Genomic DNA, 23745 nt, shown 5'->3' on the forward strand with positions numbered 1-23745 from the left:
GACCACGCCCGCGCCGTCGAGCACGAAGACGCGATCCACCGCCAGCCGGGCGCGGCCTGAGGGCGCGGCAGCGGGGCGGCGCAGCGCCGCGATCGCCGCCTTCAGCGCGGCGATGCCCGCGCCCGTCACCGCCGAGACCGCCAGCACGGGCGCATCCGCCAGTCCGGTGCCGGCGAGGAGGGCCCGCATCTCCGCCGCCACCGCGGCGATGCGGGCGGGATCGGCGCGGTCGGCCCGCGTCAGCACGACGATGCCGCGCGCCAGGCCGAGCAGGTCGAGCACGCGCAGATGCTCGAAGGTCTGCGCCCTCGGCCCCTCGTCGGCGGCGACGCAGAGCAGCACCGCCTCGATCCCGGCGACCCCGGCCAGCATGGTGGCGATGAACCGCTCGTGGCCGGGCACGTCGACGATGCCGAACCGTGCCGCGCCCTCGCCCGCATAGGCGAAGCCGAGCTCGATCGTCATGCCGCGCCGGCGCTCCTCGGCCAGTCGGTCGGTATCCACCCCGGTCAGCGCGCGCACCAGCGCGGTCTTGCCGTGGTCAACGTGTCCCGCTGTGCCGAGGATCACACCACGACCTCACACGACTGTGCCATGCGCGCCATCCTTCCGCCCCGCGCCCGGGGTGGTATAGCCCCGTCCGCCCCTATCCCTCCCGCCCCTATCCCTCCCCAGGAGCGCCATGTTCAGCATCGTCCAGGTCTCGGACAGCCATCTCTCGCCGCGCCTGACCCATTTCAACGCCAACTGGGAAGCCGCGCGCGCCCTGCTGCCGAGGCTCTCGCCCGACCTGATCGTGCACACGGGCGACGTCACGCTGGACGGCGCCGATGCCGAGGCCGACTGCGCCATGGCCGCCGAGCGGCTGGCCGGGCTGCCCGCGCCGCTCCGGGTCGTGCCCGGCAACCACGACGTGGGCGACCCAGGCTCGGCCGCCCAGCCGCCCACCGCCGCGCGGATCGCCCGCCACGAGCGGCATTTCGGCCCCCCCCTCTGGACCGAGGACCGGCCGGGCTGGCGCCTGATCGGGCTGAACAGCCAGGTGATCGGCACCGGCGGCGATGCGGATCGGGCGCAGCGCACGGCGATCGCCGAGGCGCTCGCGACCCTGGGCGAGCGGCGGATCGCGGTGTTCCTGCACAAGCCGATGCTGCTCGACGCGATCGAAGAAGGCCCGGTCGGCTACTGGGCGGTGCCGCCGGAGGCGCGCGACGCGGTCCGGCCGCTGCTCGGGCATCGCAACCTCCGCCTCGTCGCCTCGGGACACCTGCACCTGTGGCGGCTGGCGAGCCACGGCCCGGCCACCCTCGCCTGGGCCCCGGCCACCTCCTTCACCCTCGGCACGCGGCTGATGCCGGAGCCGCGCGGGGCGGAGCGCCAGCTCGGCGTGATGCGCCACGTCTTCCGCGCCGACTGCGTCGAGACCGAGTTCCTGCGCATCCCCGGCGCCGAGCCGCTGGTGCTGGACGACATGGTGGACGAGATCTATCCGCCCGCGCCGGCCGCCGCGTCATGACGGCCGCCTCCTGAGCCCGCCGCACGGCCCCGGAGGGGAGCGCCATGACCGACGCGCCCGCCGCCCGCCTGCCGCTCGCGACGCAGATGCTGCGCTTCGGGCTGGTCGGCACGCTCGGCTTCGCGGTCGACACGGCGGTCGTCTACGCTGCGCATTTCGGCCTCGGGCTCGACCTCTACAGCGCCGGCGCGCTCGCCTACCTGACCGCCGCCTCGACGAACTGGCTGCTGAACCGGCGCTTCACCTTCCCCGAGGCGCGCCGCCAGCACGCCGGCGCGCAGTGGCTGCGCTTCGTCGTCACCCAGCTCGCCGGCTTCGCGCTCAACCGCGGCACCTACGCCGCGCTGATCGCCACCGTGGCCGCGGCCCGCGCCGAGCCGGTGATCGCGGTCGCCGCCGGATCGCTCGCCGGGATGGCGGTGAACTTCCTCGCCGCCCGGTTCCTGGTCTTCCGCGAGGGCGCGCGGTGAGCGGTGCCGCGCCGCGCATCGCCGTGCTGATCCCCTGCTTCAACGAGCGGGCGGCGATCGGCACGGTGGTGGCGGAGATGCGGGCGGCGCTGCCCGACGCCACGGTGTTCGTCTACGACAACAACTCGACCGACGGCACGGCCGAGGCGGCGGCCGCGGCCGGCGCGGTGGTGCGCCACGAGCCCCTGCAGGGCAAGGGCCACGTTGTGCGGCGGATGTTCGCCGACATCGAGGCCGACATCTACGTGCTGGTGGACGGCGACGACACCTACGAGGCGGCGGCCGCGCCGCGCATGGTCGAGCTCCTGCGCGCGCGCGGTCTCGACATGGTGACGGGCGCGCGCAGCGGCGGCGCGGCCGCCTATCGCCGCGGCCACCGCCTCGGCAACCGCGTGCTTACCCGCCTGGTCGCGGCGATCTTCGGCGACCGCGTCGGCGACATGCTGTCCGGCTACCGCGTGCTCTCGCGCCGCTTCGTCAAGAGCTTCCCCGCCCTCGCCGGCGGCTTCGAGATCGAGACCGAACTCACCGTGCACGCGCTCGAGCTCGACATGCCGATCGGCGAGCTGCCGACCGCCTACAAGGAGCGCCCGCCCGGCTCGGCGAGCAAGCTCAGCACGATCCGCGACGGCGTGCGCATCCTGCGCACCATCCTGGTGCTGGTGAAGGAGGAGCGGCCGCTGCCCTTCTTCGGCCTCGCCGCGGCGGTGCTGCTGGTCGCGGGCCTCGGCCTCTTCGCGCCGGTGCTCGCGACCTATCTCGAGACCGGGCTGGTGCCGCGGCTGCCGACCGCGGTGCTCTCGCTCGGCCTGGTCCTGCTCTCCTTCCTCTCGCTCGCCTGCGGGCTGATCCTGGAGACGGTCACGCGCGGGCGGAAGGAGATGAAGCGGATCGCCTATCTTGCCATTCCCGGCCCCGCCGCGCTGGCGGAGCGGCGGCTGCCGACCGCGGGGGCCGAGCAGGCCGGGCGGTGAGCCCGCACGGCCGGCGCATCCCCCGGAGCCGGTTCCGACAAGGCGGAACCGGCTCTAGACTGGACCCGACGATGGCTGCGCGAGGAGGCAACCCGGGCGTCAGGCGGCCGGTCGGTGCCTGCCGCAATCGGGGAGGATGCCATGACCAACGGCCTGCCGACGCTGTTCTGCGACGGCATCATCGAGGCGAATGTCACGCACGGGGTGGTGCGCATCACGCTCGGCCAGGCGGTGGGCGAGGGCAGGGCGACGGCGTGCGGGCAGCTCGTGCTGCCGCTCTCCCAGCTCGCCGGCACGGTCAACACGCTGATCACCCTCGTCCAGCAGGTCCAGGAACGTCTGCGGACTGCGCCGCCGTCGCCGTCACCCGCGGCCGGCACCGGCGCGCCGCCCACGTCCACGCCTCCCCCGGCCTGATCCCGGGCGATCCGCGAGCGCTGGCCCGGAGGGCCGGCCGATGCTCCCTCACCCCCGCCGAAGGGTCGACCTCCGGCCGGCAGCGGCCTCGTTCCGTGCACGGCGGTCCGCCCCGGGCCCCGCGCGCGATCGCCCTGGCCGACCCCGAGCCCGCGCGCGGCGGGTATCAGTGCCCGGAATGGGCCTTGGCGAAGGCGGCCTTCTGCTCGGCGCTCGCCTCCTTCTGGTAGCGCGCCTGCCACTCCCTGTAGGGCATGCCGTAGATGATCTCGCGGGCATCCGGATCGGCGAGCGCGATCCCCCTCGCCTCCGCCGCCTCGCGGTACCAGCGCGAGAGGCAGTTGCGGCAGAACCCGGCGAGGTTCATCAGATCGATGTTCTGCACGTCGGTGCGTTCGCGCAGGTGCTGGACCAGCCGGCGGAAGGCGGCCGCCTCCAGCTCGGTGCGGGTCGCGGGGTCGAACTCGGGTGCAGCCATGCGGCCCTCCTCTCGCTGTCGCGGCATAGATGGCGCGCCCCGGCCCGGTCCGCCATACTCCCCCGCCACCGGTGAGGGAGGTTCGACAGCGTGGAGCGATGGACTGACGCGGCGGCGCGGGCTGCCCTGCGCGCGGTGTTCGACGCGGCCGTGGCGGCGGCCGATCCCCGGCGCGTCCTGCCCGCCCACCTGCCCGGGCGACCGAAAGGCCGCACGGTGGTGGTGGGTGCGGGCAAGTCGGCGGCGGTGATGGCCGCGGCGGTCGAGGCGGCGTGGGAGGGGCCGGTCGAGGGCGTGGTGGTGACGCGCGACGGCCATGCCGTGCCGACGCGGGCGATCGCGGTGCTGGAGGCGTCCCACCCCGTGCCCGATGCCCGCAGCGAAGCGGCTGCGCGGCGCATCCTTGCGGCGGTGCGGGGGCTCGACGCCGACGACCTGGTGCTCGCGCTGATCTCGGGCGGCGGCTCGGCGCTGATGGCGCTGCCCGCGCCGGGGCTGACGCTCGCGCACAAGCAGGCGGTGAACCGCGCGCTCCTGCACTCGGGCGCCTCCATCCACGAGATGAACTGCGTGCGCAAGCACCTCTCGGCGATCAAGGGCGGCCGGCTCGCCGCCGCCGCGCACCCGGCGCGCGTCGTCACGCTCGCGATCAGCGACGTGCCGGGCGACGATCCGGCGGTGATCGCCTCCGGCCCCACCGTGCCGGACCCGACCAGCTTTGCCGATGCGCGCGCGCTGGTCGACCGCTACGGCATCGACCTCGCGCCGGAGGTGGCCGCGCATCTCGACCGCGCCGAGGACGAGACGCCCAAGCCCGGCGATCCGCGGCTCGCCGGCGCCGAGTACCGCCTGATCGCGACCCCGCAGATGGCGCTCGAGGCGGCGGCGGCGAAGGCGCGCGCGCTCGGGCTCGCGCCGCTCATCCTCGGCGATGCGATCGAGGGCGAAAGCGCGGTGCTCGGCACCGTGATGGCCGGGATCGCGCGCGGCTGCCGCCGCCACGCCACGCCCGCCGGCCCGCCCTGCCTGCTGCTCTCCGGCGGCGAGAGCACCGTGACGATCCGGGGGCCGGCCGGACGGGGCGGGCGCAACACGACCTTCCTGCTCGGTCTCGCCCTGGCGCTCAAGGGCGAGGCGGGGATCTGGGCGATCGCCGGCGACACCGACGGCATCGACGGCACCGAGGACGCGGCCGGCGCGATCGTCACGCCCGACACGCTCGCGCGCGCGCGCGCCGCCGGGCTCGACCCGGCGGCGGTGCTGGCGCGCCACGACAGCTACGGCCTCTTCGCCGCCCTCGGCGATCTCGTGACCACCGGCCCGACGCTGACCAACGTGAACGACTTTCGCGCCGTCCTGGTCGCATGACGGAGGTCCCGATGCGACAGAAGCCCGCGCTGCGCCGCCATCGCCGCACCAAGATCATCGCGACCCTCGGCCCGGCCTCCTCGACGCCCGAGATGATCGGCCAGCTGTTCCACGCCGGCGCCGACGTGTTCCGCCTGAACTTCAGCCACGGCACGCACGAGGATCACGCCGCGCGCATCGAGGCGATCCGCACCCTCGAGAAGCGCAGCGGGCGGCAGATCGCGATCCTCGCCGACGTGCAGGGGCCGAAGCTGCGGGTCGGCACGTTCCGCGGCGGGCGGGTGCAGCTCCAGACCGGCGCGCGGTTCCGCCTCGACCTCTCGCCGGTGCCCGGCGATGCCGCGCGCGTGCAGCTGCCGCACCCCGAGATCATCAAGGCTGCCGGCATCGGCGCGACCCTGCTGATCGACGACGGCAAGGTGCGGCTGCGCGTCGAGCGGAAGCGTCCCGACCATCTGGAATGCGAGGTGGTGGTCGGCGGCGCGGTGAGCGACCGCAAGGGCGTGAACGTCCCCGACGTGACGCTGCCGATCCCGGCGCTGACGGAGAAGGACCGGCGCGATCTCGACTTCGCCCTGCAGCGCGGCATCGAGTATGTCGGCCTCTCCTTCGTCCAGCGGCCCGAGGACGTGGCCGAGGCGCGCCGGATCATCGACGGCCGCGCCTGGATCATGACCAAGCTCGAGAAGCCCTCCGCGCTCGAGGCGCTCGACGACATCGTCGCGCTGTCCGACTGCGTGATGGTCGCGCGCGGCGATCTCGGCGTCGAACTGCCGCCGGAGAACGTGCCGCTGGCGCAGAAGCGCATCGTCAGGGCGTGCCGGCGCGCGGGCAAGCCGGTGGTGGTCGCGACGCAGATGCTGGAGAGCATGATCAGCGCGCCCACGCCGACGCGCGCCGAGGCCTCCGACGTCGCGACCGCCGTGTTCGACGGCGCGGACGCGGTAATGCTCTCGGCCGAGAGCGCCGCCGGCAGCTTCCCGCGCGAGGCGGTGGCGATGATGGACCGGATCGTCGCCCGGGTGGAGGCGGACCCGACCTATCGCGAGATCGTCGAGGCCACGCGGCAGCTGCCCGAGCGCAGCTCGGCGGACGCGATCGTCGCCGCCGCGCGCCAGGTCGCCCACACGATCGGCGCCGAGGCGATCGCCACCTTCACCATGTCCGGCTCGACCGCGCTCAGGATCAGCCGCGAACGCCCCGCCGCGCCGATCCTCGGGCTTACCCCGCGCGAGGAGACCGCGCGCCGGCTCTGCGTGGTCTGGGGCGTCTACCCGATCGTGACGGCGGATGCGCACAGCATGAGCGAGGCGGTGGCGAAGTCGCTGCGCATCGCCGCGCAGGAAGGCTTCGCGGCCGCGGGCCAGGAGATCGTGGTGGTCGCGGGGATGCCGTTCGGCACCTCGGGCACCACCAACGCGCTCCGAATCGCGACGATGCCGTGACCGGCGCCATGCGCCATCGCGGCGGCGGCGCGGGGACGGCCGGCGCATCACGCCGGGAGGCAGCCGTGTCTCGCGTCCATCGAGCGGTCACCGCGGTGGTGGTCATGCTCGCGCTCGGCGGCGGGGCCTCCGCCGAATCGCCCTCGGATCTGCGCGGCATCTGGTCGCCCGACACGTCCTGTGCGGAGACGAGCCTCCGCCACGTCATCGGAGAGAACACGCTGGAGTGGCGCGACGGCGGCAAGCGCCTGGTTCTGGCGGAGGTGCGCTTCCTCATCCAGGCCGACCGCATCGGGGTGCAGGTGCTGCGGACAGCCGCGGACGGCGAGGCACCGCTGCGCCCCGGGGACGTGGTGCAGTACCGCCGGGTCCCTGGCGGGATCAGGCCGCTGGTCATCGAGCGCGACGGGACCCACACCGACATCGCCCAGGTCCGGGTGATGTATCGCTGCCGGCGCTGAGGCTTCAGCGGCGGCGGGCGACCAGCAGCCAGCCGGCCAGCAGCCCGGCACCAGCGATATCGGCCCAGGCGATCGGGGCGACCAGCGCCGCGCCGGCGAGCCCGAGCAGCAGGCGATCGAGCGCGCCCAGCCGTCGCGCCAGCCAGCCCTCGAGGGCGGCGGCGAGCGCCACGACGCCGGCGAGCGTCACCGCGATCGCCTGGACGATCGCGAGCGGATCGCCGATCAGCAGCAGCGCCGGGCGCCAGACGAAGCAGAAGGGCAGCACGAAGCCGACCACCGCGAGCCGGCTGGCGATCGTCGCGATGCGGAACGGATCGGCTCCCGCGATCGAGGCGGCGGCGAAGGCCGCGACCGCGACGGGCGGCGTGATCGCCGACATCGAGGCGAAGTAGACCACGAAGAGATGGGCGGCCAGCACGGGCACGCCGAGACTGATCATCGCGGGTGCGGCCAGAACCGCGGCCAGCACGTAGACGGCGGGCGTGGGCATCCCCATGCCGAGCAGCAGCGTCACGCCCGCCGTGATCAGCATCACCACCGGCAGCAGGTCGGGCGCGAAGGAGAACAGGAGCGAGGAGAACTTGCCGGCGAGATCCGTGATCGTGAGCGAGCCGACCACCAGCCCGGCGACCGCGCAGGCGATGCCGACGGGCGCCGCACGCCGTGCCGCCTCGATCGCCGCCCCGAGCAGCAGGAGCGCGGAACGAACGGGCGCGCGGGTGCGCACGAGCAGGATCGCCGCGGCGATCGCGACGGCGAGGCCGGCGCCGTAGACCGGCCGGTCGGCCGACAGCACCAGCCACACCAGCGCCGCGATCGGCACGAGATGCCACCAGCCCGCGCGCAGCACGGCGCCGACCCGCATGGTCGCCCCGTCGAAGGCGCCGAGCCCGTCGAGCGCTGCGCGCGCATGCACGGCGAGGAACACGGCGACGAAGTAAAGCATGCCCGCGAGCGCGGCCGAGAGCGCGATCTCGGCATAGGGAATGTTGGTGAAGTCGCTCATCAGGAAGACGGCGCTGCCCATCACCGGCGGCAGCAGCGCGCCGCCGGTGCTCGCCGCGGCCTCGACCGCCCCGGCATAGGCCGGGCGGTAGCCGAGACGCTTCATCATCGGAATGGTCAGCGCGCCGGTGGTGACGACGTCCGCGGTCGGGCTGCCGGAGATCGTGCCGTAGAGCGCCGAGGAGACGACCGCGACCTTCGCCGGCCCGCCCGCCTGGCGGCCGACCAGGGCGGCGGCGAGATCGAAGAAGAAGTCCCCGCCGCCGGACCGGTCCAGCACCGCGCCGAACAGCACGAACACGTAGACCAGGAACGCCGCGACCGCGAGCGCCGGACCGACCAGGCCGTTGGTGGTGAAGACGAGGTGGTCGAGGATCTCGGCGACGCCGAGGGGACGATGGGCGAAGGCGCCCTCCAGCCGGTGCCCGAACAGGGCATAGGCGAGGAAGAGCAGCACGAGCAGCGCGAGGGCGAGCCCGATCGTGCGCCGCGTCGCCTCGAGCACCAGCGCCACCAGCAGCGACGCCGCGATCATGTCGCCGGGGGAGAGCGGACTGACCATGGGCCAGCGCAGGGCGTGCGCCTCGGCGTGCACCAGGAACCAGGCGGTCGCGCCCCAGGCCGCGAGCACGAGCCCCCAGGACGGCAGCGACCGTCCGGTCGGCCGCGCCGGGTTGCCGGTGACGGTGAGGAAGCCGATCGTCAGGACCGCGGCGAGAAAGACGAACAGGCTGACGGTGCGATCGGCCTCCCAGCCGAGCGCCAGGGCGAGCAGGAAGCCCGACAGCCCCGCGCCGGTCGCAGCCACCACCGCCGCCTCGAGGCGGGGAAGCGCGCGCGGCTTCCCCGGCAGCAGGGCGGCGAGCAGCCTCAGCGGATCAGCCCCGCGGCGCGGTAGGCGCGCGCGGCGCCGTCGTGCAGGGCCACGCCGCCGGTATCGGGCAGGGCGGCGGGCTGCAGGCGCGCCATGGTCGCGTGGCTGCGCTGGATCTGGTCGAAATGCGCGAGCATCGCCTGCACCACTGTCTCGATCGTGTCGGCGGGCACGCCGGCCGCGGTCAGCAGGATGACATGGGCGCGGAACGTGTGCACCGGCTCGGGCTGGAACGGGTAGGCGTTCGCCGGGATCGTGACCGGCGTCGAGCCCAGGCGCGCGTTCACCTTCGCGACCAGATCCGAGCCGAAGCCGAGGAACCTCACCTCCATGCCGCGCGTCGCGTTGATCACCTGGCGCGAGGGGAAGTCGACCACGTTGGTGATGATGTCGACCTGGTTGTTCTTCAGCATCTCGAGCGCGTCGTTCCAGGCGACGTAGTGCACCTTGCCGCCCCAGCGCTCGATCTGCGCGAAGGGCGCACCGGCGGCGGCGAAGGCCTCCTCGGTGGCGAGCGCCATCAGCGTGCCGCGCAGATTCGCCGTCACGCGCACCGGCACGCGCCTGGCCGCGATCTCCTCGAGCGTGCTCACCGGCGCCCCGGCGCGCACCAGCGGCTGCCAGGCCGCCTCGCTGTCGATCAGGCTGACCGCGCGCAGGTCCGGCATGGCGCGATCGAAGGGCGGCTCGCCCTTGATGGCGCGCAAGGCGATCTGCGCGTGCGCGATGCCGAGCTGCACCCGCCCCTGCGCCACCAGGGTGACGTTCGCCGCATCGCGCCCGGGCTCGTAGGAGAAGGCCGAGCCCGGCCGCTGCCGGCGGATCGCCTCGCCGATCGCATTGCCGATCGCGCTCCACGCCCCGCCGACCGATCCGCCGGCGAGCGTGATGCGCAGCGCCTCCTGGGCTCGTGCGCGCGCGAGCGCCGGCAGCGCCGCCGCGGCCCCCAGCAGGGTCCGTCGTCCGAGAGACGTCATTGTGCCCTCCGCTCCATCCGCGCCCGATCCGGCGCGCCTGTCCGATCGATCTCCGCCAGCGCGGCCTCGACATCCGGAACGACCGCCCAGGCGCCCGCAAGGTGCGGGCGCAGCACGCCGGCCGCCGCGAACGCCGCCATCATCGCCGCGAAGGGCCGCCAGAACCCGTCCACATCGACGAACAGGGTCGGCTTGCGCGCCAGGCCGACGTCGTACCAGGTGATCATCTCGAGCGCCTCGTCGAGCGTGCCCACCCCGCCCGGCAGCGCGACGAAGAGGTCGGAGAGGTCGGCCATGCGCTGCTTGCGCTCGGCGAGTGTGTCCACGAGGTGGAGCTCGTCGAGATCGGCCGCCGCGTGCTCGCGGCTCACCAGATGGCGCGGCATCACGCCGACGACGCGGCCGCCCGCGGCGCGGGCGGCGCGCGCCGCCTCGCCCATCAGCCCGCGCGAGGAGCCGCCATAGACGAGGGTGAGGCCGCGCGCCGCAAGGCCCCGGCCGAACGCGGCCGCCGCCTGCCGGAACGACACCGACACGGTCTCGTTGGCGCCGCAGAACAGTCCGACCGCCCCGCTCACCCGCCCGGCTCCAGGGTCGCGTCGAGACCGATATCGACCGCGGGGGCGCCCTGGGTGATGCGGCCGACGCTGATGAAGTCCACGCCCGTCTCGGCGATCGCCCGGATCGTCTCGAGGGTGACCCCGCCCGAGGCCTCGAGCGGGATGCGCCCGGCGACGATCGCCACCGCCTCGCGCAGCATCCCGGTGGTCATGTTGTCGAGCAGCAGCATGTCGGCGCCGGCCTCCAGCGCCTCGCGCACCTGGTCGAGCCGGTCGCACTCCACCTCGATCTTCGTCAGCACGGGCGCGGCCGCCCGAGCGCGCGCGACCGCGGCCGCGACCCCGCCGCAGACCGAGATGTGGTTGTCCTTGATCATGATGCCGCCGGCGAGATCGAGGCGGTGGTTGCGCGCGCCGCCCAGCGTGGTCGCGTGCTTCTCGAGCACGCGCAGGCCCGGCGTGGTCTTGCGCGTGTCGATGAGCTGCGCCTTCGTGCCGGCGATGCGATCGACGTAGCGGCGCGTCAGCGTCGCGATCCCCGACATGTGCGACAGGAGGTTGAGCGCGGTCCGCTCGGCGGTCAGCAGCGCGCGCGCCGGTCCGGTGACGGTGGCGAGCACCGCCCCCGGCGCGACGCGCGCCCCATCCGCCACCCCCGCCTCGAAGCCGCAGCCCGGGGCACGCCGGCGGAACACCGCCTCGGCCACCGGCAGGCCCGCGACCACGATCTCCTCCCGGGTGCGCAGCACGAAGGTGGCCCGGGTGCCGTCGGGAACGACGATCTCGCTGGTGAGATCGACCGCGCCGATATCCTCGGCCAGGGCGGCGTCGATGATCCGATCAACCGCGCTCCATTCCAGCACGCCGTCCCCCGATCGTTTGTGTGCCTATGATCAGTGTAGAACGATCCCGGCGGGTCGTCAACGCGGGGAATCGCGCGCGGCGCCGCGATGACGCGTCCGGCGTGGCGGCCGGTCAGTCCGCGAGGTGGCAGGCGGCCTGCTGATCCGGCCAATCGGCGCGCAGGGGCGGATCGCGCTGCGCGCACAGGGGCTGGGCCTTCGGGCAGCGCGTGCGGAAGCGGCAGCCCGACGGCAGATTGGTGGGGCTCGGCGGCTCGCCCTCGAGCGCGAAGGTCTCGGTCACGCGCCGCCCCCCGATCACCGGGATCGCCGCGAGCAGCGACTGCGTATAGGGATGGCGCGGCGTGGTGAAGACCGCCCCGGTGCTGCCGATCTCGACGATCCGGCCGAGATACATCACCGCGACGCGGTCGCAGATCAGCCGCACCACCGAGAGATCGTGCGAGATGAACAGGTAGGTGAGGCCGAACTGCCGCTGCAGCGAGAGCAGGAGCTGCAGGATCGTCGCCTGCACCGAGACGTCGAGGCCGGATGTCGGCTCGTCCAGGATCACCACCGAGGGCTTCAGCGTCAGGATGCGCGCGAGCCCGACGCGCCGCTGCTGCCCGCCGCTGATCTCGTGGGGGTAGAGATCGAGATGCGTCTCGGGCAGGCCGACCGCGCGCAGCATCTCGCGCACGCGCGCCTCGCGCTCCGGCCTGGGAAGGTCGGTATGCACGATCAGCGGCTCGTGCAGCGAACCGCGGATCGTCCAGCGCGGATCGAGCGAGGCGCCCGGGTCCTGGTAGCAGTACTGCAGATGCTCGCGGAAGCGCCGGCTCTGGTGCGGCTTCAGCCGGGCGATGTCATGGCCCTCGAACACCACGCGCCCGGCCGTCGCGGTGTGGATTCCCATCAGCGTCTTGCCGAGGGTCGACTTGCCGCAGCCGGACTCGCCGACGATGCCGAGGATCTCGCCGCGGCGGACCGAGAACGAGACGTCGTCGAGCGCGCGCAGCCAGCCGACCCGCCGCTTCCAGACGTTGCGCACGGGGAAGTACTTGCGCAGCCCGGCGACCTCGAGGATGACGTCGCCCGCGCTCATCCGGCAGGCTCCGCCGCGCCGATCCTGTGGTGGCAGCGTACGCTGTGCGCCGGGCCGATACGCTCCGGCGCCGGCCGCTCGGCCCGGCAGAGTGCGCTCGCGCGGTCGCAGCGCGGATGGAAGCGGCAGCCCGGCGGAGGATCGATCAGGCGCGGGATCTCGCCGGGGATGCCGCGGATCCCGGCTTCCGACGTGGGCAGGCTGTCGAGCAGCTTGCGGGTGTAGGGGTGGCTCGGGCGCCCGAAGAAGCCGTCCACCGGCGCCTCCTCCACCTCCTGCCCGGCATACATCACGGTGATGCGGTCGCAGATCTCGTACGCCGCGCCCAGGTCGTGGGTGGTGAACAGCACGGCGGCGCCGCGCTCGCGGGCGAGCTGCTTCAGGAGCTTCAGGATCTGCGCCTGCACGGTGACGTCGAGCGCGGTGGTCGGCTCGTCGGCGATCACCAGCTTGGGCTCGGGCAGCAGCGCCATCGCGATCATCAGCCGCTGGCGCTGCCCGCCGGAGACCTCGTGCGGATACTTCCGCAGCACGGCCTCCGGGTTGGGGAGCTGCACCAGCCGCAGCAGCTCCAGCACGCGGGCGCGGTCGGCCGCGCGCCGTTCGCGCGGGTAGCGGTTGAAGAACCCCTGCCGATCGTCCGTTCCCCCGCGCAGCAGCGGCGACTTGAACCGCATCAGGTCGTCGATCTGCGTGCCGATCGTGAACACCGGGTTGAACGCGGTCGAGGGGTCCTGGGGGATGTAGGCGATCTCGCGCCCCCGCACCTCGCGCGCGAGCGTCTCCTCGGGCAGGCCGAGGAGGTCGCGTCCGTCGAAGCGGATCTCGCCGCTCTCGATGCGGGCGCTGTTGCGCGGCAGGATGCCCAGGATCGCGCGCGCGAGCGTCGTCTTGCCGCATCCCGACTCGCCGACCAGGCCCTTGATCTCGCCCGCCTTCATCGAGAAGGCGACGCCATCGAGGACCTGCGCCGATCCCGCGTCGGAGGCGAAGGACACCCGAAGGCCGCGGACCGAGAGCAGCTCACCGGCCATGCTGGCTCGCGCGCCTGAGCCGGGGATCGAGCACATCGCGCAGCCCGTCGCCGAGCAGGTTGAAGCCCATGACGACCAGGAAGATGGCGAGGCCCGGGAACGCGGCGTACCACCACGCCATCGGCAGGAACTCGCGCGATTCGGCGATCGTGCGCCCCCACTCGGGCGTCGGCGGCGGCGGGCCGAGCCCGAGGAAGCCGAGCGTGGCGGCCGTCAGGATCGTGCCCCCCATGCCGATCGTGGTGCGCACGATGATCGAGGACGAGATCGAGGGCAGGATGTGCAGCACCATCACCCGGAGCGGCGAGCAGCCGAGCGCGATCGCCGCCTCGACGAAGGGTTCGTTCTTCATCGAGCGCGTCTCGGCGAAGACGAGCCGCGCCCAGAACGGCCAGTAGGTCGCGGAGAGGGCGAGGATGACGTTCTCGATCGAGGGGCCGAGCGTCTGCGCGATCGCGATCGCGAGCACGATCTGCGGCACGGCGAGGAAGATGTCCGACACGCGCATCAGGAAATCGCTGCCGATCCCCTCGTAGTAGCCGGCGACCAGCCCCATCGGCACGCCGATCACCACCGCGATCGCGATCGCCGTGACGGCGATGGTGATGGTGATGCGCGCGCCGAACAGCAGGCGCGAGTAGATGTCGCTGCCCATGCGGTCGGTGCCGAGCCAGTTCTCCGGCCCCGGCGGGCTGAGCCGGCGCGCGGTGTGGAACTCGGTCACGTCGCCCGGATGGGTGGCGAGCCAGGGCGCGAAGATCGCCACCAGGACCAGGAGCACGATCAGGCCGAGCCCGAGCATCGCCGCCCGGTCCTCGGCCAGCTTGCGCGCCACGCGGCGCATCAGCGCGTCTCCCGCGGATCGATCATGCCCTGGACGATGTCGACGACCAGGTTCACGACGATGAACATCGTTCCCGCGATCAGGGTGAAGCCCATCACCGCGTTGTAGTCCGAGTTCAGGATCGAATTGACGGCGAACAGGCCGAGGCCGGGCCAGTCGAACACCGCCTCGACCACCACCGCGCCTGCGAGCAGGATGCCGAAGATCAGGCCGATCTGCGTCACCGTGCCGATCAGCGCGTTGCGCAGCACGTACTTCCAGATCACCAGGCGGCGCGGGTAGCCCATCGCGGTCTCGTAGAGCACGTAGTTGCTCTCCAGCGCATTCAGCACGCCCGCACGGGTGAAGCGGACGATGGTCGCGGCCGCCGGCAAGGCGAGGGTGGCGACCGGCAGGACCATGTGGTGCAGCGCATCGGCCAGGATCTCGAGATCCCACAGGATCAGCGCATCGACGAGGTAGAAGCCGGTGATCGGCTCCGGACCCCAGCCCTCGATCCGTCCCGAGAGCGGCGTGATGCCAAGCCGCATCGAGAACAGCAGCTGCAGCAGGATCGCGAACCAGAAGCTCGCGATCGCGAGCCCGGCGATGGTCACGACGCGCAGCCCGTGATCGAGCCAGGAGTTGCGCCTGAGCGCGCTCACCACACCGAGCGGGATGCCGATCACGCTCGCGACCACGATCGTGACGAAGGTGAGTTCGAGCGTCGCCGGCAGCCGGCCCAGGAGATCCTCGGCGACCGGCCGGCCGGTATAGATGCTGCGCCCCATCTCGCCCTCGAGGATCGACTGGATGTAGCGGACGAACTGGATGTGCAGCGGCCGGTCGAGGCCGAGGCGGGCGCGGATCGCCGCGATCGTCTCGGGGGTGGCGTTCTCGCCCGCGACGAAGGCCGCCGGATCGGCCGGAATGACGTGCGAGATGAAGAAGACGATCGCCAGCAGCCCCAGCACGGTGGGGAAGAACCAGATCAGCCGGTTGACGATCAGGACGAGAGTCTTCACGGGGCGGCGCCTCCCGCCGCCCCGTCATCGCACGGCAAGGTCACGCGATGCTGAGCCAGCGCATCTCCTGCCCGTCGCCGATCGGGCAGAACCGCACGCCGCGGACATTCTTGCGGAACGGGCCGAACCACTTGGTGTTGTGGATATAGATGCCGGCGGCCTCCTCGCTCGAGATCCGTGCGACCTGCTCGTAGAGCGGCGCGCGCTTCTCCTGGTCGGCGGTGGCCAGCGCCGCATCCAGCAGCCGGTCCACCTCGGGGTTGCTGTAGTAGCTCGCATTGCCGCCGCGGTGGCGGTTCGTGTGCAGCAATTCGCCGGCCCAGTTGTGCGGATCGGCGTAGTAGGTGCTGCGCCACAGGAACAGCACGTCGTACATCTGCTCCGGGTCGCGCATCTTGTTCGACACCACCGGCCAGGGCTCGTTCAGCAGCCGGCTCTGGATGCCGGCCTTGGTCAGCCCGGCCTGCAGCAGGGCGGCCGCCTGCATCGACTGCTCGTAGCCGACCATGCCGGCGACCACGATCTCGCGCAGCGGCACCTGCACCTGCGACAGGTGCCACTTCGCCTTGTCGATGTCGTAGGTATAGCCCGCGACGTCCTTCGGCGCGCCCCACATCGGGTTCGGGATGACGTGGGTGTTGCGGACCACCGACTTGCCCAGGATGTCGTTGATCCAGCCGTCGTAGTCGAAGGCGTAGCAGAGCGCCTTGCGGAAGTTCACATCGGTCATCGGCGCCCGCTGGTTGTGGATGCAGGCGTAGAACAGGCGCGTCGACTCCGCCTCCATCACGTTCAGGTTCGGATCGGCCTGCAGCCGCGCGATCTGGTCCTGCGGCATGTAGGGGTCGGTGCCGTGGAAGTCGCCGCGGATCAGGCCGAGCACCCGGCTGTTCACCTCGGCGACGTAGCGGAAGTCGATCTCGGCCACGCCGGCGGGGCCGAGGAAGTGGTCGTCGAATCGGGTCGCGAGGAAGCCGCGCGCGGGGTCGAAGCGGCGGATGACGTAGGAGCCGGACCCGGCGTCGTTGCGCGCGATCCACTCCTGGCCCCAGTCGCCGTTGCGCTCGTTGCGCTTCACCAGGGCCGAGTTCACGACATAGATGTCGTGGGTGGTCGCCGCGAAGATCGCCGAGGCCGCCTTGAGGTTGAACTCGACCGCGTACCTGCCGACCGCCCTGGTGCTTCCCGGCTCGACCAGGGTGGCGAACAGCGGATAGGCGCCCTTCTTCACCGCCAGGATGCGCTCCATGGAGTAGACCACGTCCTCGGCGGTGAGTTCCGTCCCGTCGTGGAACTTCACGCCCTCGCGCAGCTTGAAGGTGTAGCGCTTGCCGTCCTCGCTGACCGTGTAGGACTCCGCGAGCCACGGCTCGAGCTTCGGCGGATTGTCCAGCCAGCGCAGCAGCGAATCGTAGCAGTTGAGGCGGTAGGCGACCCGGCCGACATCGAAGGTCGCATGCGGGTCCATGGTGTCGTAGGCGCTGCCGTTGGCGAACACGATCCGCCCGCCGCCGCGCTGCGCCGCCGCCGCGCGCGGCAGCCCCGCCGCCGCGACCGCCGCCCCGGCGGCTCCCGCCCTCAACAGATCGCGGCGGCCAAGATCGGCCGCGGATGCAGGCTCGGTCTGCTTCCGCATCGCTCGTCTCCCCCAGGTTCCCGCGGAATGCTGGCCATCACTCCACCGGCACGTCAAGACATGACGGAGTGTTGCCCTGCCCGTCACGCGCGCCTAGCGTTCGCCACCATGCGGCATGACGGGCGGACATGACCGACGGCCCGGTCCTGGTCTGGGGCGCGGGGGCGATCGGCGGCACGATCGGCGCGTTCCTCGTGCGTCAGGGCCACGAGGTGGTCTTCGTCGATGTGGACGCGGCGCATGTCGAGGCGATCGCCGCGGGGCGGCTTGCGATCACCGGGCCGGTCGCGACCTTCACGGTCGGCGCGCCGGCCTTCACGCCCGAGACCGTCGAGGGGCGCTTCCGCCGCGCGATCCTCGCCGTGAAGGCGCACCAGACGGCGGCGGCGATCCGCGCGCTCGCTCCGCATCTCGCCGATGACGGCGCGGTCGTCTCGGCGCAGAACGGGCTGAACGAGATCGAGATCGCCGCGGTGGTCGGGCGGCGACGCACGATCGGGGCCTTCGTCAATTTCGGCGCCGACTGGCAGGCGCCCGGCGAGATCCTCTACGCGAATCGCGGCGCGGTCGCGATCGGCGAGCTCGACGGCGCGCCCAGCGGGCGCATCCGCGCCTGGCATGCGCTGCTCCGGGACTTCGAGCCCGATGCGGAACTGACCGACGACATCCTCGCCTATCTCTGGGGCAAGACCGCCTACGGCGCGCTCCTGAAGGCGAGCGCCGTCGCCGACATGACGATCGCGGGGTTCATCGGCGACCCCGCGCTCCGCACGCTCAACGTCGCCCTGGTGCGCGAGGTGCTCGCGGTGGCCGCGGCCGAGGGTGTGCGGCCGCGCGGCTTCAACGGCTTCGCGCCCGAGCCCTTCGCGCGCGACGACGCGGCGGGAATCGACGCCTCGATCGCCGCGATGGTCGCGTTCAACGCGGGCACGGCCAAGCCCTATTCCGGCGTCTGGCGCGACCTCGCGGTGCGCCGGCGCCCGACCGACGCCGCGGCCCAGCTCGCCCCCGTCCTGGCCGCTGCCCGCCGGCACGGGCTCGCCACGCCGACCCTCGATCACCTGGTCGCGCTGATCGGCGCGGTCGAACGCGGCGAGCGGGCGATCGGCCGCCCGCTCGCCCAGGAACTGTGCGCGGTCGCGGAGGGGAAAGCCGGATGAGGTCGGAGACCAGGGTCGCCGTCGTCACGGGCGGGGCGCGCGGCATCGGCCGCGGCTGCGTCCACGCGCTCGCCGCGCGGGGGTTCGACATCGTCATCGTCGACCTCCTGCGCCCGGAGATGGAGCGCACGCGGGGCGAGGTCGAGGCGATGGGCCGGGCGGCGATGATCGAGGAGGCGGACGTCGCCGACCACGCCCGCGCGCGCGAGATCGCCGCGGCGGTGACGGCGCGGTTCGGCCGCTGCGACGTGCTGGTGAACAATGCCGGCCGCGGCAACCCGACCGGCATCCTGGAGATCAGCGAGGAGGATTTCGACCGCACCATCGCGGTGAACCTGAAGTCCTGCTTCAACTACATCCAGGCCTTCGCGCCGCTGATGCTGGCGGGTGGCGGCGGGCGCATCGTCTCGATGTCATCGCTCAACGCGCAGACCGGCGGCGTGACCAGCGCGGTCTCGAAGTTCTCCTATGCCGCCGCCAAGGCCGGGATCATCGGCATGACCCGCGCGCTCGCGAAGGAGCTCGGCCCGACGATCGCGATCAACGCAGTCTGCCCCGGCATCATCGAGACCGAGATCGGCAACTCGCTCACGCGCACGCGCGGCCCGGAGCTCGCCGGGAAGATCGCGCTGCAGCGCCTCGGCAAGCCGGCGGACGTCGCCGAGCTCGTCGCCTTCCTCGCCACCGCCGAGCCGTTCTTCATCACCGGCCAGGCGATCACCATCGACGGCTTCCAGTGGGAGATCTGACGCGCATGCCCTACCGGCTCGGTGTCGACATCGGCGGCACCTTCGCGGATTTCTGCGTGCTGGACGAGACGACGGGGGCGCTCTCGACGCTGAAGGTGCTCTCCACCCCGGCGACGCCGGGCGCCGAGGTGATCGCCGGGCTCGCCGGCGTGGCGCAGCGCTTCGGCATCGGCGCGGACGCGATCACCTGGTTCACGCACGGCACCACCGTCGGCGTGAACGCGGTGATCCAGCGCAGGGGGATCAGGCTCGCGCTCTTCGTCACGCGCCACTTCCGCGACGTGCTCGAACTGGCGCGGCTGAAATCGCCCGACCCCTATCACCTGCTGTCGCAGCGGCCGAAGCCGCTGGTGCCGCGCGAGCGCGTCTTCGAGGTCGACGGACGGCTCGGCGCCGACGGGACCGAGCTCGAACCGCTCGACGAGGCTTCGGTCGAGGTTGCGCTGGAACGGGCCGAGGCGGCCGGCGCGGAGGGCATCGTGGTCGCGCTGCTGCATTCCTACCGCAACCCCGCGCACGAGCACGCGGCCAGGGCGGTGATCGCGCGCCGGCGCCCGGACCTGCCGGTCTACTGCTCGGCGGATGTCTGGCCGATCATCCGCGAGTACGAGCGCACCGTCACCGCAGCCGTGCACGGCCACGCGCAGCCGCGCGTCGCGCGGTATCTCGACGCCCTGCAGGCGGCGCTGCGCCAGGCCGGCGTCGCGGCCGAGCCGATGGTGACGAAATCGAACGGCGGCGTGATGCGGGCCGAGCTCGGCAAGACGCGCTGCGTCGAGATGCTGCTCTCCGGCACCGCGGCCGGCGCGATCGGCGCGGCCTTCGTCGCCCGCCAGGCCGGGGTGGCGCGCGCGATGAGCCTCGACATCGGCGGCACGAGCGCCGACGTGGCCGTGATCATCGACGGCGCGCCGAGCTACGGCACCGGCGAGCGCGTCGGCGACTTCCAGGTCTTCATCCCGACCGTCGCCGTCACCTCGATCGGCGAGGGCGGCGGCTCGATCGCCGCGGTCGACGCGTTCAACCGCCTGACCGTCGGGCCGGAGAGCGCGGGCTCGACGCCGGGGCCGGCCTGCTACGGCCGCGGCGGCACGAGTGCCACCATCACCGATGCGATGTGCGTGCTCGGCCTGATCGGCCACGGCGCGCTCGGCTACGACAGCGTCACGGTGCGGCGCGATCTCGCCGAGGCGGCGGTGGACAGGATCGCCGCCCCGCTCGGGCGGACGCGCGAGCAGGCGGCCGAGGCGATCGTGCAGGTGGCGATCAGCGGCATGTACCGCGAGATCAGCAAGCTCGCCGCGCGCCAGGGCGTGGATGCGCGCGAGTTCTGCCTGCTGCCCTTCGGCGGCGCCGGGCCGATGCTGGGCCCGCTGCTCGCGCGCGAGCTCGGCATGCGCGAGGTGCTGGTGCCGGCCACGCCGGGCGTGCTCTCCGCCCTCGGCGGGCTGATCGCCGACATCCGCGGCGACGTGATCGAGACGGTCTATGCCGATCTCGACGCGGCGTCGCTGCCGCGCATCCTCGCCTCCTTCGCGCGGCTGGAGGCGGAGGCGATGCGCTGGATCCGCGAGGACCAGCGCTTCCAGGGCGAGGTGACGCTGAAGCCCTCGGCCGAGATGCGCTATCGCGGCCAGTCCTTCGAGATCGAGGTGCCGCTCGATCGCGCCTGGCTCGCGAGCGCCGATCTCGCCGCGATCGCCGAGGCGTTCCACCGGACGCACGAGCGCATCTACGGCCATGCCGACGCGGAGGCGCCGATCCAGGCGATCGCGCTCCGCATGGTGGTCGAGGGAAGCGTGCCGAGACCCCGCATTCCCGAACAGGCGCGCGAGACCGGCACGCCCGCGGCACTGCGCGAGGTCGAGATCTGGCTCGACGGTGCACGCCGCAGCGCCCCCCTCTATGCGCGCAGCGCGCTGCGCCACGGCCACCGCTTCGCCGGCCCCTGCATCGTCGTGCAGGAGGACTGCACCACCTGCGTCCCCCCCGGCATGTCCGGCGAGGTGGACCGGTTCGGCAATCTCCGCCTGATCCTCGCCTGAGGCCCCGCCATGCCGATCGATCCCGTCACGCTGCAGATCCTGGCCAACCACGCCCAGGCCGCCGCCGAGAGCATGGCGTTCACGCTGTTCCGCACCGCGCACTCCACCTTCGTGAAGGAGACCGAGGACTTCACCACCGGCCTGACCACGCCGGACGGACAGACCTTCGCCTCCCCGCGCGAGCTCGGCGCGACCTGGTTCGTCGGCCTCGACTACGGCCCGGTGATCCGCGCAATCGACGACTACCGCGAGGGCGATGTCTGCATGACCAACGACCCCTACAGCGGTTTCGTCTGCACCCATCCGCCGGACCTGCATCTCTGGAAGCCGATCTTCTGGGAGGGCGAGCTCGTCTGCTTCGCGGTCGGCCACATCCACAACACCGATGTCGGCGGCGCCGTGCCCGCCTCGCTCTCGCGCGCGCTGACCGAGGTGCACCAGGAGGGCATCCGCTTCCCGCCCTGCAAGCTGGTGAGCGAGGGCAGGCTCGACCGGCGCCTGCTCGACATCATGCTGCTGAACGTGCGCGCGCCGACGCAGAACTGGGGCGACCTGAAGGCGCAGCTTGCCTCGGTGAACACCGGCGAGCGCAAGGTCCACGAGATGATCCGACGCTTCGGGATCGAGACGTTCCGCCAGGGCATCCGCGACCTGCTCGACCTCGGCGAGCGCCAAGCCCGGCGCGTGCTCGCCTCGATCCCGGACGGCGACTACCCCTTCACCGACTATCTCGACGAGGATGCGCCCGGCGGCCTGCCCTGCCGGCTGCACCTGAACCTGAAGATCCGGGGCGAGGAGGCGGTGATGGACTTCACCGGCTCCGATCCGCAGCTCGCCGCCTCGCTGAACATGCCGACCGGCAACAATCCGCGCCACATCCTGCTGATGGTGGGCTGGAACTACGCGCTCTACACGCTCGACAGCTCGGTGCTGCTGAACGGCGGGCTGATGCGCCCCTGCACCTGCATCGTGCCGGAGGGGACGGTGCTGAACCCGGTCTTCCCGGCGGCGGTGGGAATGCGCTCGATGACCTGCGCGCGGCTGCAGGGCGTGATCATGGGCGCGTTCCAGCGCGCGGTGCCGGACCGCCTCCCGGCCGGGCCGGCGAGCGGTGGGCCGATGATGAACGTGAACACCATCGACAGCCGCACGGGGCGGCGCGTGATGGCGGCGATCGACCCGATCACCGGCGGCGCCGGCGGCTCGCCCTTCGGCGACGGCATGGACGGCTCGGGCGCCAACAACGGGTTCCTCAAGAACACGCCGGTGGAGATCAACGAGGCGGAGGTGCCGATCCGCATCCTCCGCTACGGTCTCGAACCCGACAGCGGCGGCGCCGGGCTGCATCGCGGCGGATTGGCGACGGTGCTGGAGTTCCGGGTCCAGGCGCCGGGCACGGTCGTGACCGCGCGCAACCGCGACCGCACGCGCTTCCGCTCCTGGGGCGTGCAGGGCGGCAAGCCGGGCGCGCCCTCGCAGTTCTGGCGCAACCCCGACACCGACCGCGCCGAGAACCTGGGCAACACGGATGTGGTGACCCTCGATCCCGGCGACGTGATCCGCATCGTCTGCTCGGGCGGGTCGGGCTGGGGGCCGGCCTGGCAGCGCCCGGTCGAGGCGGTGCTGGCCGACCTCGCGGCGGGCAAGATCACGGCCGAGGCGGCCATGCGCGACTACGGCGTCGTGCCGGGCGACGCGGCGGCGACCGCGGCGGGCCGGGGCGCGCGCGCCGCCCCCCCCGCGCGCGGTTTGGATGCCCGGGCAGAACGAGACGCCTACGAGCGGGTCTGGACCGAGGCGAACTACGCCGCCCTGACGGAGATCCTCGCGCTTCTGCCGGTGCATTGGCGCCACTATGCCAAGCGGCGCATCTTCGCCCTGGTCGAGGCCGATCCAGACCGGCGCGGCGACGGCAGCGAGGTGCGCGCCGCCTTCGCCGCCCTGCAGGCCGAGTTCCCCCAGATCGCGCACTGAACGAGGACAGCACCGATGCGCTTCTCGGGCCGCAAGGTCGTCATCACCGGCGCCGCAGGCGTCTACGGCCGCGAGCTCGCGGCGGCCTTCGCCGCCGAGGGAGCGATGCTGCTGCTGGCCGACCGGGACGAGGCCGACCTCGCCGCCGCCGTGCCGGCCGGGCTGGAGCCCGGTCGCGTCACGCTGCACGCCGCCGATCTGTCGCAGGACGCCGGCATCGACGGCCTGATCGCGGCCGCGCTCGCCGGCGGCGCGCCGGAGGTGCTGGTCAACAACGCCGGCATCTATCCGTTCATTCCGCTGATGGAGGTCACGCCCGCCGAGTACGACCGCATCCTCGCCGTCAACACGCGCGCGCCGTTCCGGCTGATGCAGGGCATCGGCCGCGCGATGGCCGAGGCCGGGCGCGGCGCGATCGTCAACGTCACCTCCTCGGCCGCCGAGGTGATCCGCGGCAACGGCGTGCCCTACGGCGCCTCGAAATGCGCGCTCGAGTATCTCAGCCGCGCCTTCGCGGTCGAGCTCGGCCGCCATGGCGTGCGGGTGAACAGCGCCCGTCCGCCCTTCGCCGAAGGCAGCGCGCTCGTCACCATGCCGCCCGGCTATGCCGAGGCGGTGGTCGCGCGCTCGCTGCTGGGGCGCGGGCGGCGGCCCGGCGCCTTCGCCGACGCGGTGCTGTTCCTCTGCTCGGACGCCGCGGACTCCATCACCGGCGCGGTGCTGGATGCCGGCGGCGGCGGCGCGATCAATCGCCGCGAGGGGCCCTCGACGCGCGTGCGCGGCTGAGCCTCGGCGCCCCGCTCG

23 protein-coding genes are annotated in these 23745 nt (G+C 72.8%); 12 read left to right on the forward strand and 11 right to left on the reverse strand.

The features are described 5' to 3' along the window. A partial coding sequence (locus tag FK498_RS08835) for a GTP-binding protein (protein WP_237560891.1) occupies positions 1–570 on the reverse strand: 570 nt, incomplete at its 3' end. A gap of 112 nt (positions 571–682) precedes the next feature. Here FK498_RS08835 and FK498_RS08840 point away from each other — a divergent pair. The 4 genes from FK498_RS08840 to FK498_RS08855 all read left to right on the forward strand — a co-directional run bounded on the left by FK498_RS08840 (position 683) and on the right by FK498_RS08855 (position 3377). Further along, the gene (locus FK498_RS08840) at positions 683–1516 is read left to right on the forward strand and encodes a metallophosphoesterase (protein ID WP_141853665.1); all 834 of its coding nucleotides are present in this window, start codon (positions 683–685) and stop codon (positions 1514–1516) included. A gap of 44 nt (positions 1517–1560) precedes the next feature. Continuing rightward, positions 1561–1986, forward strand: a complete 426-nt coding sequence (locus FK498_RS08845; RefSeq protein WP_141853668.1) for a GtrA family protein — start codon at positions 1561–1563, stop codon at positions 1984–1986. Beyond that, the gene (locus FK498_RS08850; RefSeq protein WP_141853670.1) at positions 1983–2960 is read left to right on the forward strand and encodes a glycosyltransferase family 2 protein; all 978 of its coding nucleotides are present in this window, start codon (positions 1983–1985) and stop codon (positions 2958–2960) included. The genes FK498_RS08845 and FK498_RS08850 overlap by 4 nt, the downstream gene beginning before the upstream one ends. Before the next feature lie 141 nt (positions 2961–3101). After that, complete coding sequence (locus FK498_RS08855) at positions 3102–3377, forward strand: hypothetical protein (protein WP_141853672.1); 276 nt, start codon at positions 3102–3104, stop codon at positions 3375–3377. Between the two features lie 166 nt (positions 3378–3543). On the opposite strand, the gene FK498_RS08860 is transcribed toward FK498_RS08855, so the two are convergent. Further along, entirely contained in the window at positions 3544–3855 is a 312-nt protein-coding gene (locus tag FK498_RS08860) for a DUF1244 domain-containing protein (protein ID WP_141853674.1), read from the reverse strand. A 90-nt stretch (positions 3856–3945) separates the two neighbouring features. Here FK498_RS08860 and FK498_RS08865 point away from each other — a divergent pair, with 90 nt between their 5' ends. The 3 genes from FK498_RS08865 to FK498_RS08875 all read left to right on the forward strand — a co-directional run bounded on the left by FK498_RS08865 (position 3946) and on the right by FK498_RS08875 (position 7129). Then, positions 3946–5223 carry a glycerate kinase gene (locus FK498_RS08865; RefSeq protein ID WP_141853676.1) on the forward strand — a complete coding sequence of 426 codons (1278 nt, stop codon included), beginning with the start codon at positions 3946–3948 and terminating at the stop codon, positions 5221–5223. A gap of 11 nt (positions 5224–5234) precedes the next feature. Then, on the forward strand, positions 5235–6668 hold the full coding sequence (pyk, locus tag FK498_RS08870) for a pyruvate kinase (protein WP_141853678.1): 1434 nt from the start codon (positions 5235–5237) through the stop codon (positions 6666–6668). A gap of 104 nt (positions 6669–6772) precedes the next feature. Beyond that, positions 6773–7129: a hypothetical protein gene (locus tag FK498_RS08875; protein ID WP_141853679.1), complete on the forward strand. Its 357-nt coding sequence runs from the start codon at positions 6773–6775 to the stop codon at positions 7127–7129. A gap of 4 nt (positions 7130–7133) precedes the next feature. Here FK498_RS08875 and FK498_RS08880 read toward each other — a convergent pair whose 3' ends face one another. The 9 genes from FK498_RS08880 to FK498_RS08920 all read right to left on the reverse strand — a co-directional run bounded on the left by FK498_RS08880 (position 7134) and on the right by FK498_RS08920 (position 17013). Further along, positions 7134–8945, reverse strand: coding sequence for a TRAP transporter fused permease subunit (locus FK498_RS08880; protein ID WP_161988360.1), 1812 nt, complete (start codon positions 8943–8945; stop codon positions 7134–7136). A 62-nt stretch (positions 8946–9007) separates the two neighbouring features. After that, positions 9008–9988 (reverse strand): TAXI family TRAP transporter solute-binding subunit, encoded by a 981-nt coding sequence (locus FK498_RS08885; protein ID WP_141853680.1) that lies wholly within the window; start codon positions 9986–9988, stop codon positions 9008–9010. Next, on the reverse strand, positions 9985–10566 hold the full coding sequence (locus tag FK498_RS08890; protein WP_141853681.1) for a TIGR00730 family Rossman fold protein: 582 nt from the start codon (positions 10564–10566) through the stop codon (positions 9985–9987). The genes FK498_RS08885 and FK498_RS08890 overlap by 4 nt, the downstream gene beginning before the upstream one ends. Continuing rightward, positions 10563–11411, reverse strand: coding sequence for a carboxylating nicotinate-nucleotide diphosphorylase (gene nadC, locus FK498_RS08895; RefSeq protein WP_141853682.1), 849 nt, complete (start codon positions 11409–11411; stop codon positions 10563–10565). Before nadC ends, FK498_RS08890 begins: the two co-directional genes overlap by 4 nt. Before the next feature lie 112 nt (positions 11412–11523). After that, the gene (locus tag FK498_RS08900; protein WP_141853684.1) at positions 11524–12495 is read right to left on the reverse strand and encodes an ABC transporter ATP-binding protein; all 972 of its coding nucleotides are present in this window, start codon (positions 12493–12495) and stop codon (positions 11524–11526) included. Next, positions 12492–13529, reverse strand: coding sequence for an ABC transporter ATP-binding protein (locus FK498_RS08905; protein WP_141853686.1), 1038 nt, complete (start codon positions 13527–13529; stop codon positions 12492–12494). The genes FK498_RS08900 and FK498_RS08905 overlap by 4 nt, the downstream gene beginning before the upstream one ends. Further along, positions 13519–14373 (reverse strand): ABC transporter permease, encoded by an 855-nt coding sequence (locus FK498_RS08910; protein ID WP_141853688.1) that lies wholly within the window; start codon positions 14371–14373, stop codon positions 13519–13521. The genes FK498_RS08905 and FK498_RS08910 overlap by 11 nt, the downstream gene beginning before the upstream one ends. Further along, positions 14373–15377 (reverse strand): ABC transporter permease, encoded by a 1005-nt coding sequence (locus FK498_RS08915; protein WP_141853690.1) that lies wholly within the window; start codon positions 15375–15377, stop codon positions 14373–14375. The genes FK498_RS08910 and FK498_RS08915 overlap by 1 nt, the downstream gene beginning before the upstream one ends. Positions 15378–15417: 40 nt before the next feature. Beyond that, positions 15418–17013, reverse strand: a complete 1596-nt coding sequence (locus FK498_RS08920; RefSeq protein ID WP_141853692.1) for an ABC transporter substrate-binding protein — start codon at positions 17011–17013, stop codon at positions 15418–15420. Positions 17014–17141: 128 nt separating this feature from the next. Between FK498_RS08920 and FK498_RS08925 the strand changes: the two genes are divergently transcribed. From FK498_RS08925 to FK498_RS08945, 5 genes are read left to right on the forward strand one after another with little or no spacing between them, the layout of a single operon-like run. Then, positions 17142–18173: a ketopantoate reductase family protein gene (locus FK498_RS08925; protein WP_141853694.1), complete on the forward strand. Its 1032-nt coding sequence runs from the start codon at positions 17142–17144 to the stop codon at positions 18171–18173. Further along, a complete protein-coding gene (locus FK498_RS08930) occupies positions 18170–18922 on the forward strand; it encodes an SDR family NAD(P)-dependent oxidoreductase (protein ID WP_141853696.1) in 753 nt (250 codons plus the stop codon). Before FK498_RS08925 ends, FK498_RS08930 begins: the two co-directional genes overlap by 4 nt. 5 nt (positions 18923–18927) lie before the next feature. Continuing rightward, complete coding sequence (locus FK498_RS08935) at positions 18928–20967, forward strand: hydantoinase/oxoprolinase family protein (protein WP_141853698.1); 2040 nt, start codon at positions 18928–18930, stop codon at positions 20965–20967. 9 nt (positions 20968–20976) lie between these two features. Continuing rightward, the gene (locus FK498_RS08940) at positions 20977–22941 is read left to right on the forward strand and encodes a hydantoinase B/oxoprolinase family protein (RefSeq protein ID WP_141853700.1); all 1965 of its coding nucleotides are present in this window, start codon (positions 20977–20979) and stop codon (positions 22939–22941) included. A gap of 15 nt (positions 22942–22956) precedes the next feature. Beyond that, positions 22957–23727 carry an SDR family NAD(P)-dependent oxidoreductase gene (locus tag FK498_RS08945; RefSeq protein WP_141853703.1) on the forward strand — a complete coding sequence of 257 codons (771 nt, stop codon included), beginning with the start codon at positions 22957–22959 and terminating at the stop codon, positions 23725–23727. Positions 23728–23745 lie beyond the last annotated feature (18 nt).

This window comes from Elioraea sp. Yellowstone (genome assembly GCF_006704265.1).
Classification (GTDB): domain Bacteria; phylum Pseudomonadota; class Alphaproteobacteria; order Acetobacterales; family Acetobacteraceae; genus Elioraea.

Coding starts and splice junctions, on each gene's coding strand:
- FK498_RS08840 (WP_141853665.1), top strand. CDS start 683: ATGTTCAGCATCGTCCAGGTCTCGGACAGCCATCTCTCGCCGCGCCTG.
- FK498_RS08845 (WP_141853668.1), top strand. CDS start 1,561: ATGACCGACGCGCCCGCCGCCCGCCTGCCGCTCGCGACGCAGATGCTG.
- FK498_RS08855 (WP_141853672.1), top strand. CDS start 3,102: ATGACCAACGGCCTGCCGACGCTGTTCTGCGACGGCATCATCGAGGCG.
- FK498_RS08860 (WP_141853674.1), bottom strand. CDS start 3,855: ATGGCTGCACCCGAGTTCGACCCCGCGACCCGCACCGAGCTGGAGGCG.
- pyk (WP_141853678.1), top strand. CDS start 5,235: ATGCGACAGAAGCCCGCGCTGCGCCGCCATCGCCGCACCAAGATCATC.
- FK498_RS08875 (WP_141853679.1), top strand. CDS start 6,773: ATGCTCGCGCTCGGCGGCGGGGCCTCCGCCGAATCGCCCTCGGATCTG.
- FK498_RS08885 (WP_141853680.1), bottom strand. CDS start 9,988: ATGACGTCTCTCGGACGACGGACCCTGCTGGGGGCCGCGGCGGCGCTG.
- FK498_RS08900 (WP_141853684.1), bottom strand. CDS start 12,495: ATGAGCGCGGGCGACGTCATCCTCGAGGTCGCCGGGCTGCGCAAGTAC.
- FK498_RS08905 (WP_141853686.1), bottom strand. CDS start 13,529: ATGGCCGGTGAGCTGCTCTCGGTCCGCGGCCTTCGGGTGTCCTTCGCC.
- FK498_RS08910 (WP_141853688.1), bottom strand. CDS start 14,373: ATGCGCCGCGTGGCGCGCAAGCTGGCCGAGGACCGGGCGGCGATGCTC.
- FK498_RS08920 (WP_141853692.1), bottom strand. CDS start 17,013: ATGCGGAAGCAGACCGAGCCTGCATCCGCGGCCGATCTTGGCCGCCGC.
- FK498_RS08925 (WP_141853694.1), top strand. CDS start 17,142: ATGACCGACGGCCCGGTCCTGGTCTGGGGCGCGGGGGCGATCGGCGGC.
- FK498_RS08930 (WP_141853696.1), top strand. CDS start 18,170: ATGAGGTCGGAGACCAGGGTCGCCGTCGTCACGGGCGGGGCGCGCGGC.
- FK498_RS08935 (WP_141853698.1), top strand. CDS start 18,928: ATGCCCTACCGGCTCGGTGTCGACATCGGCGGCACCTTCGCGGATTTC.
- FK498_RS08940 (WP_141853700.1), top strand. CDS start 20,977: ATGCCGATCGATCCCGTCACGCTGCAGATCCTGGCCAACCACGCCCAG.
- FK498_RS08945 (WP_141853703.1), top strand. CDS start 22,957: ATGCGCTTCTCGGGCCGCAAGGTCGTCATCACCGGCGCCGCAGGCGTC.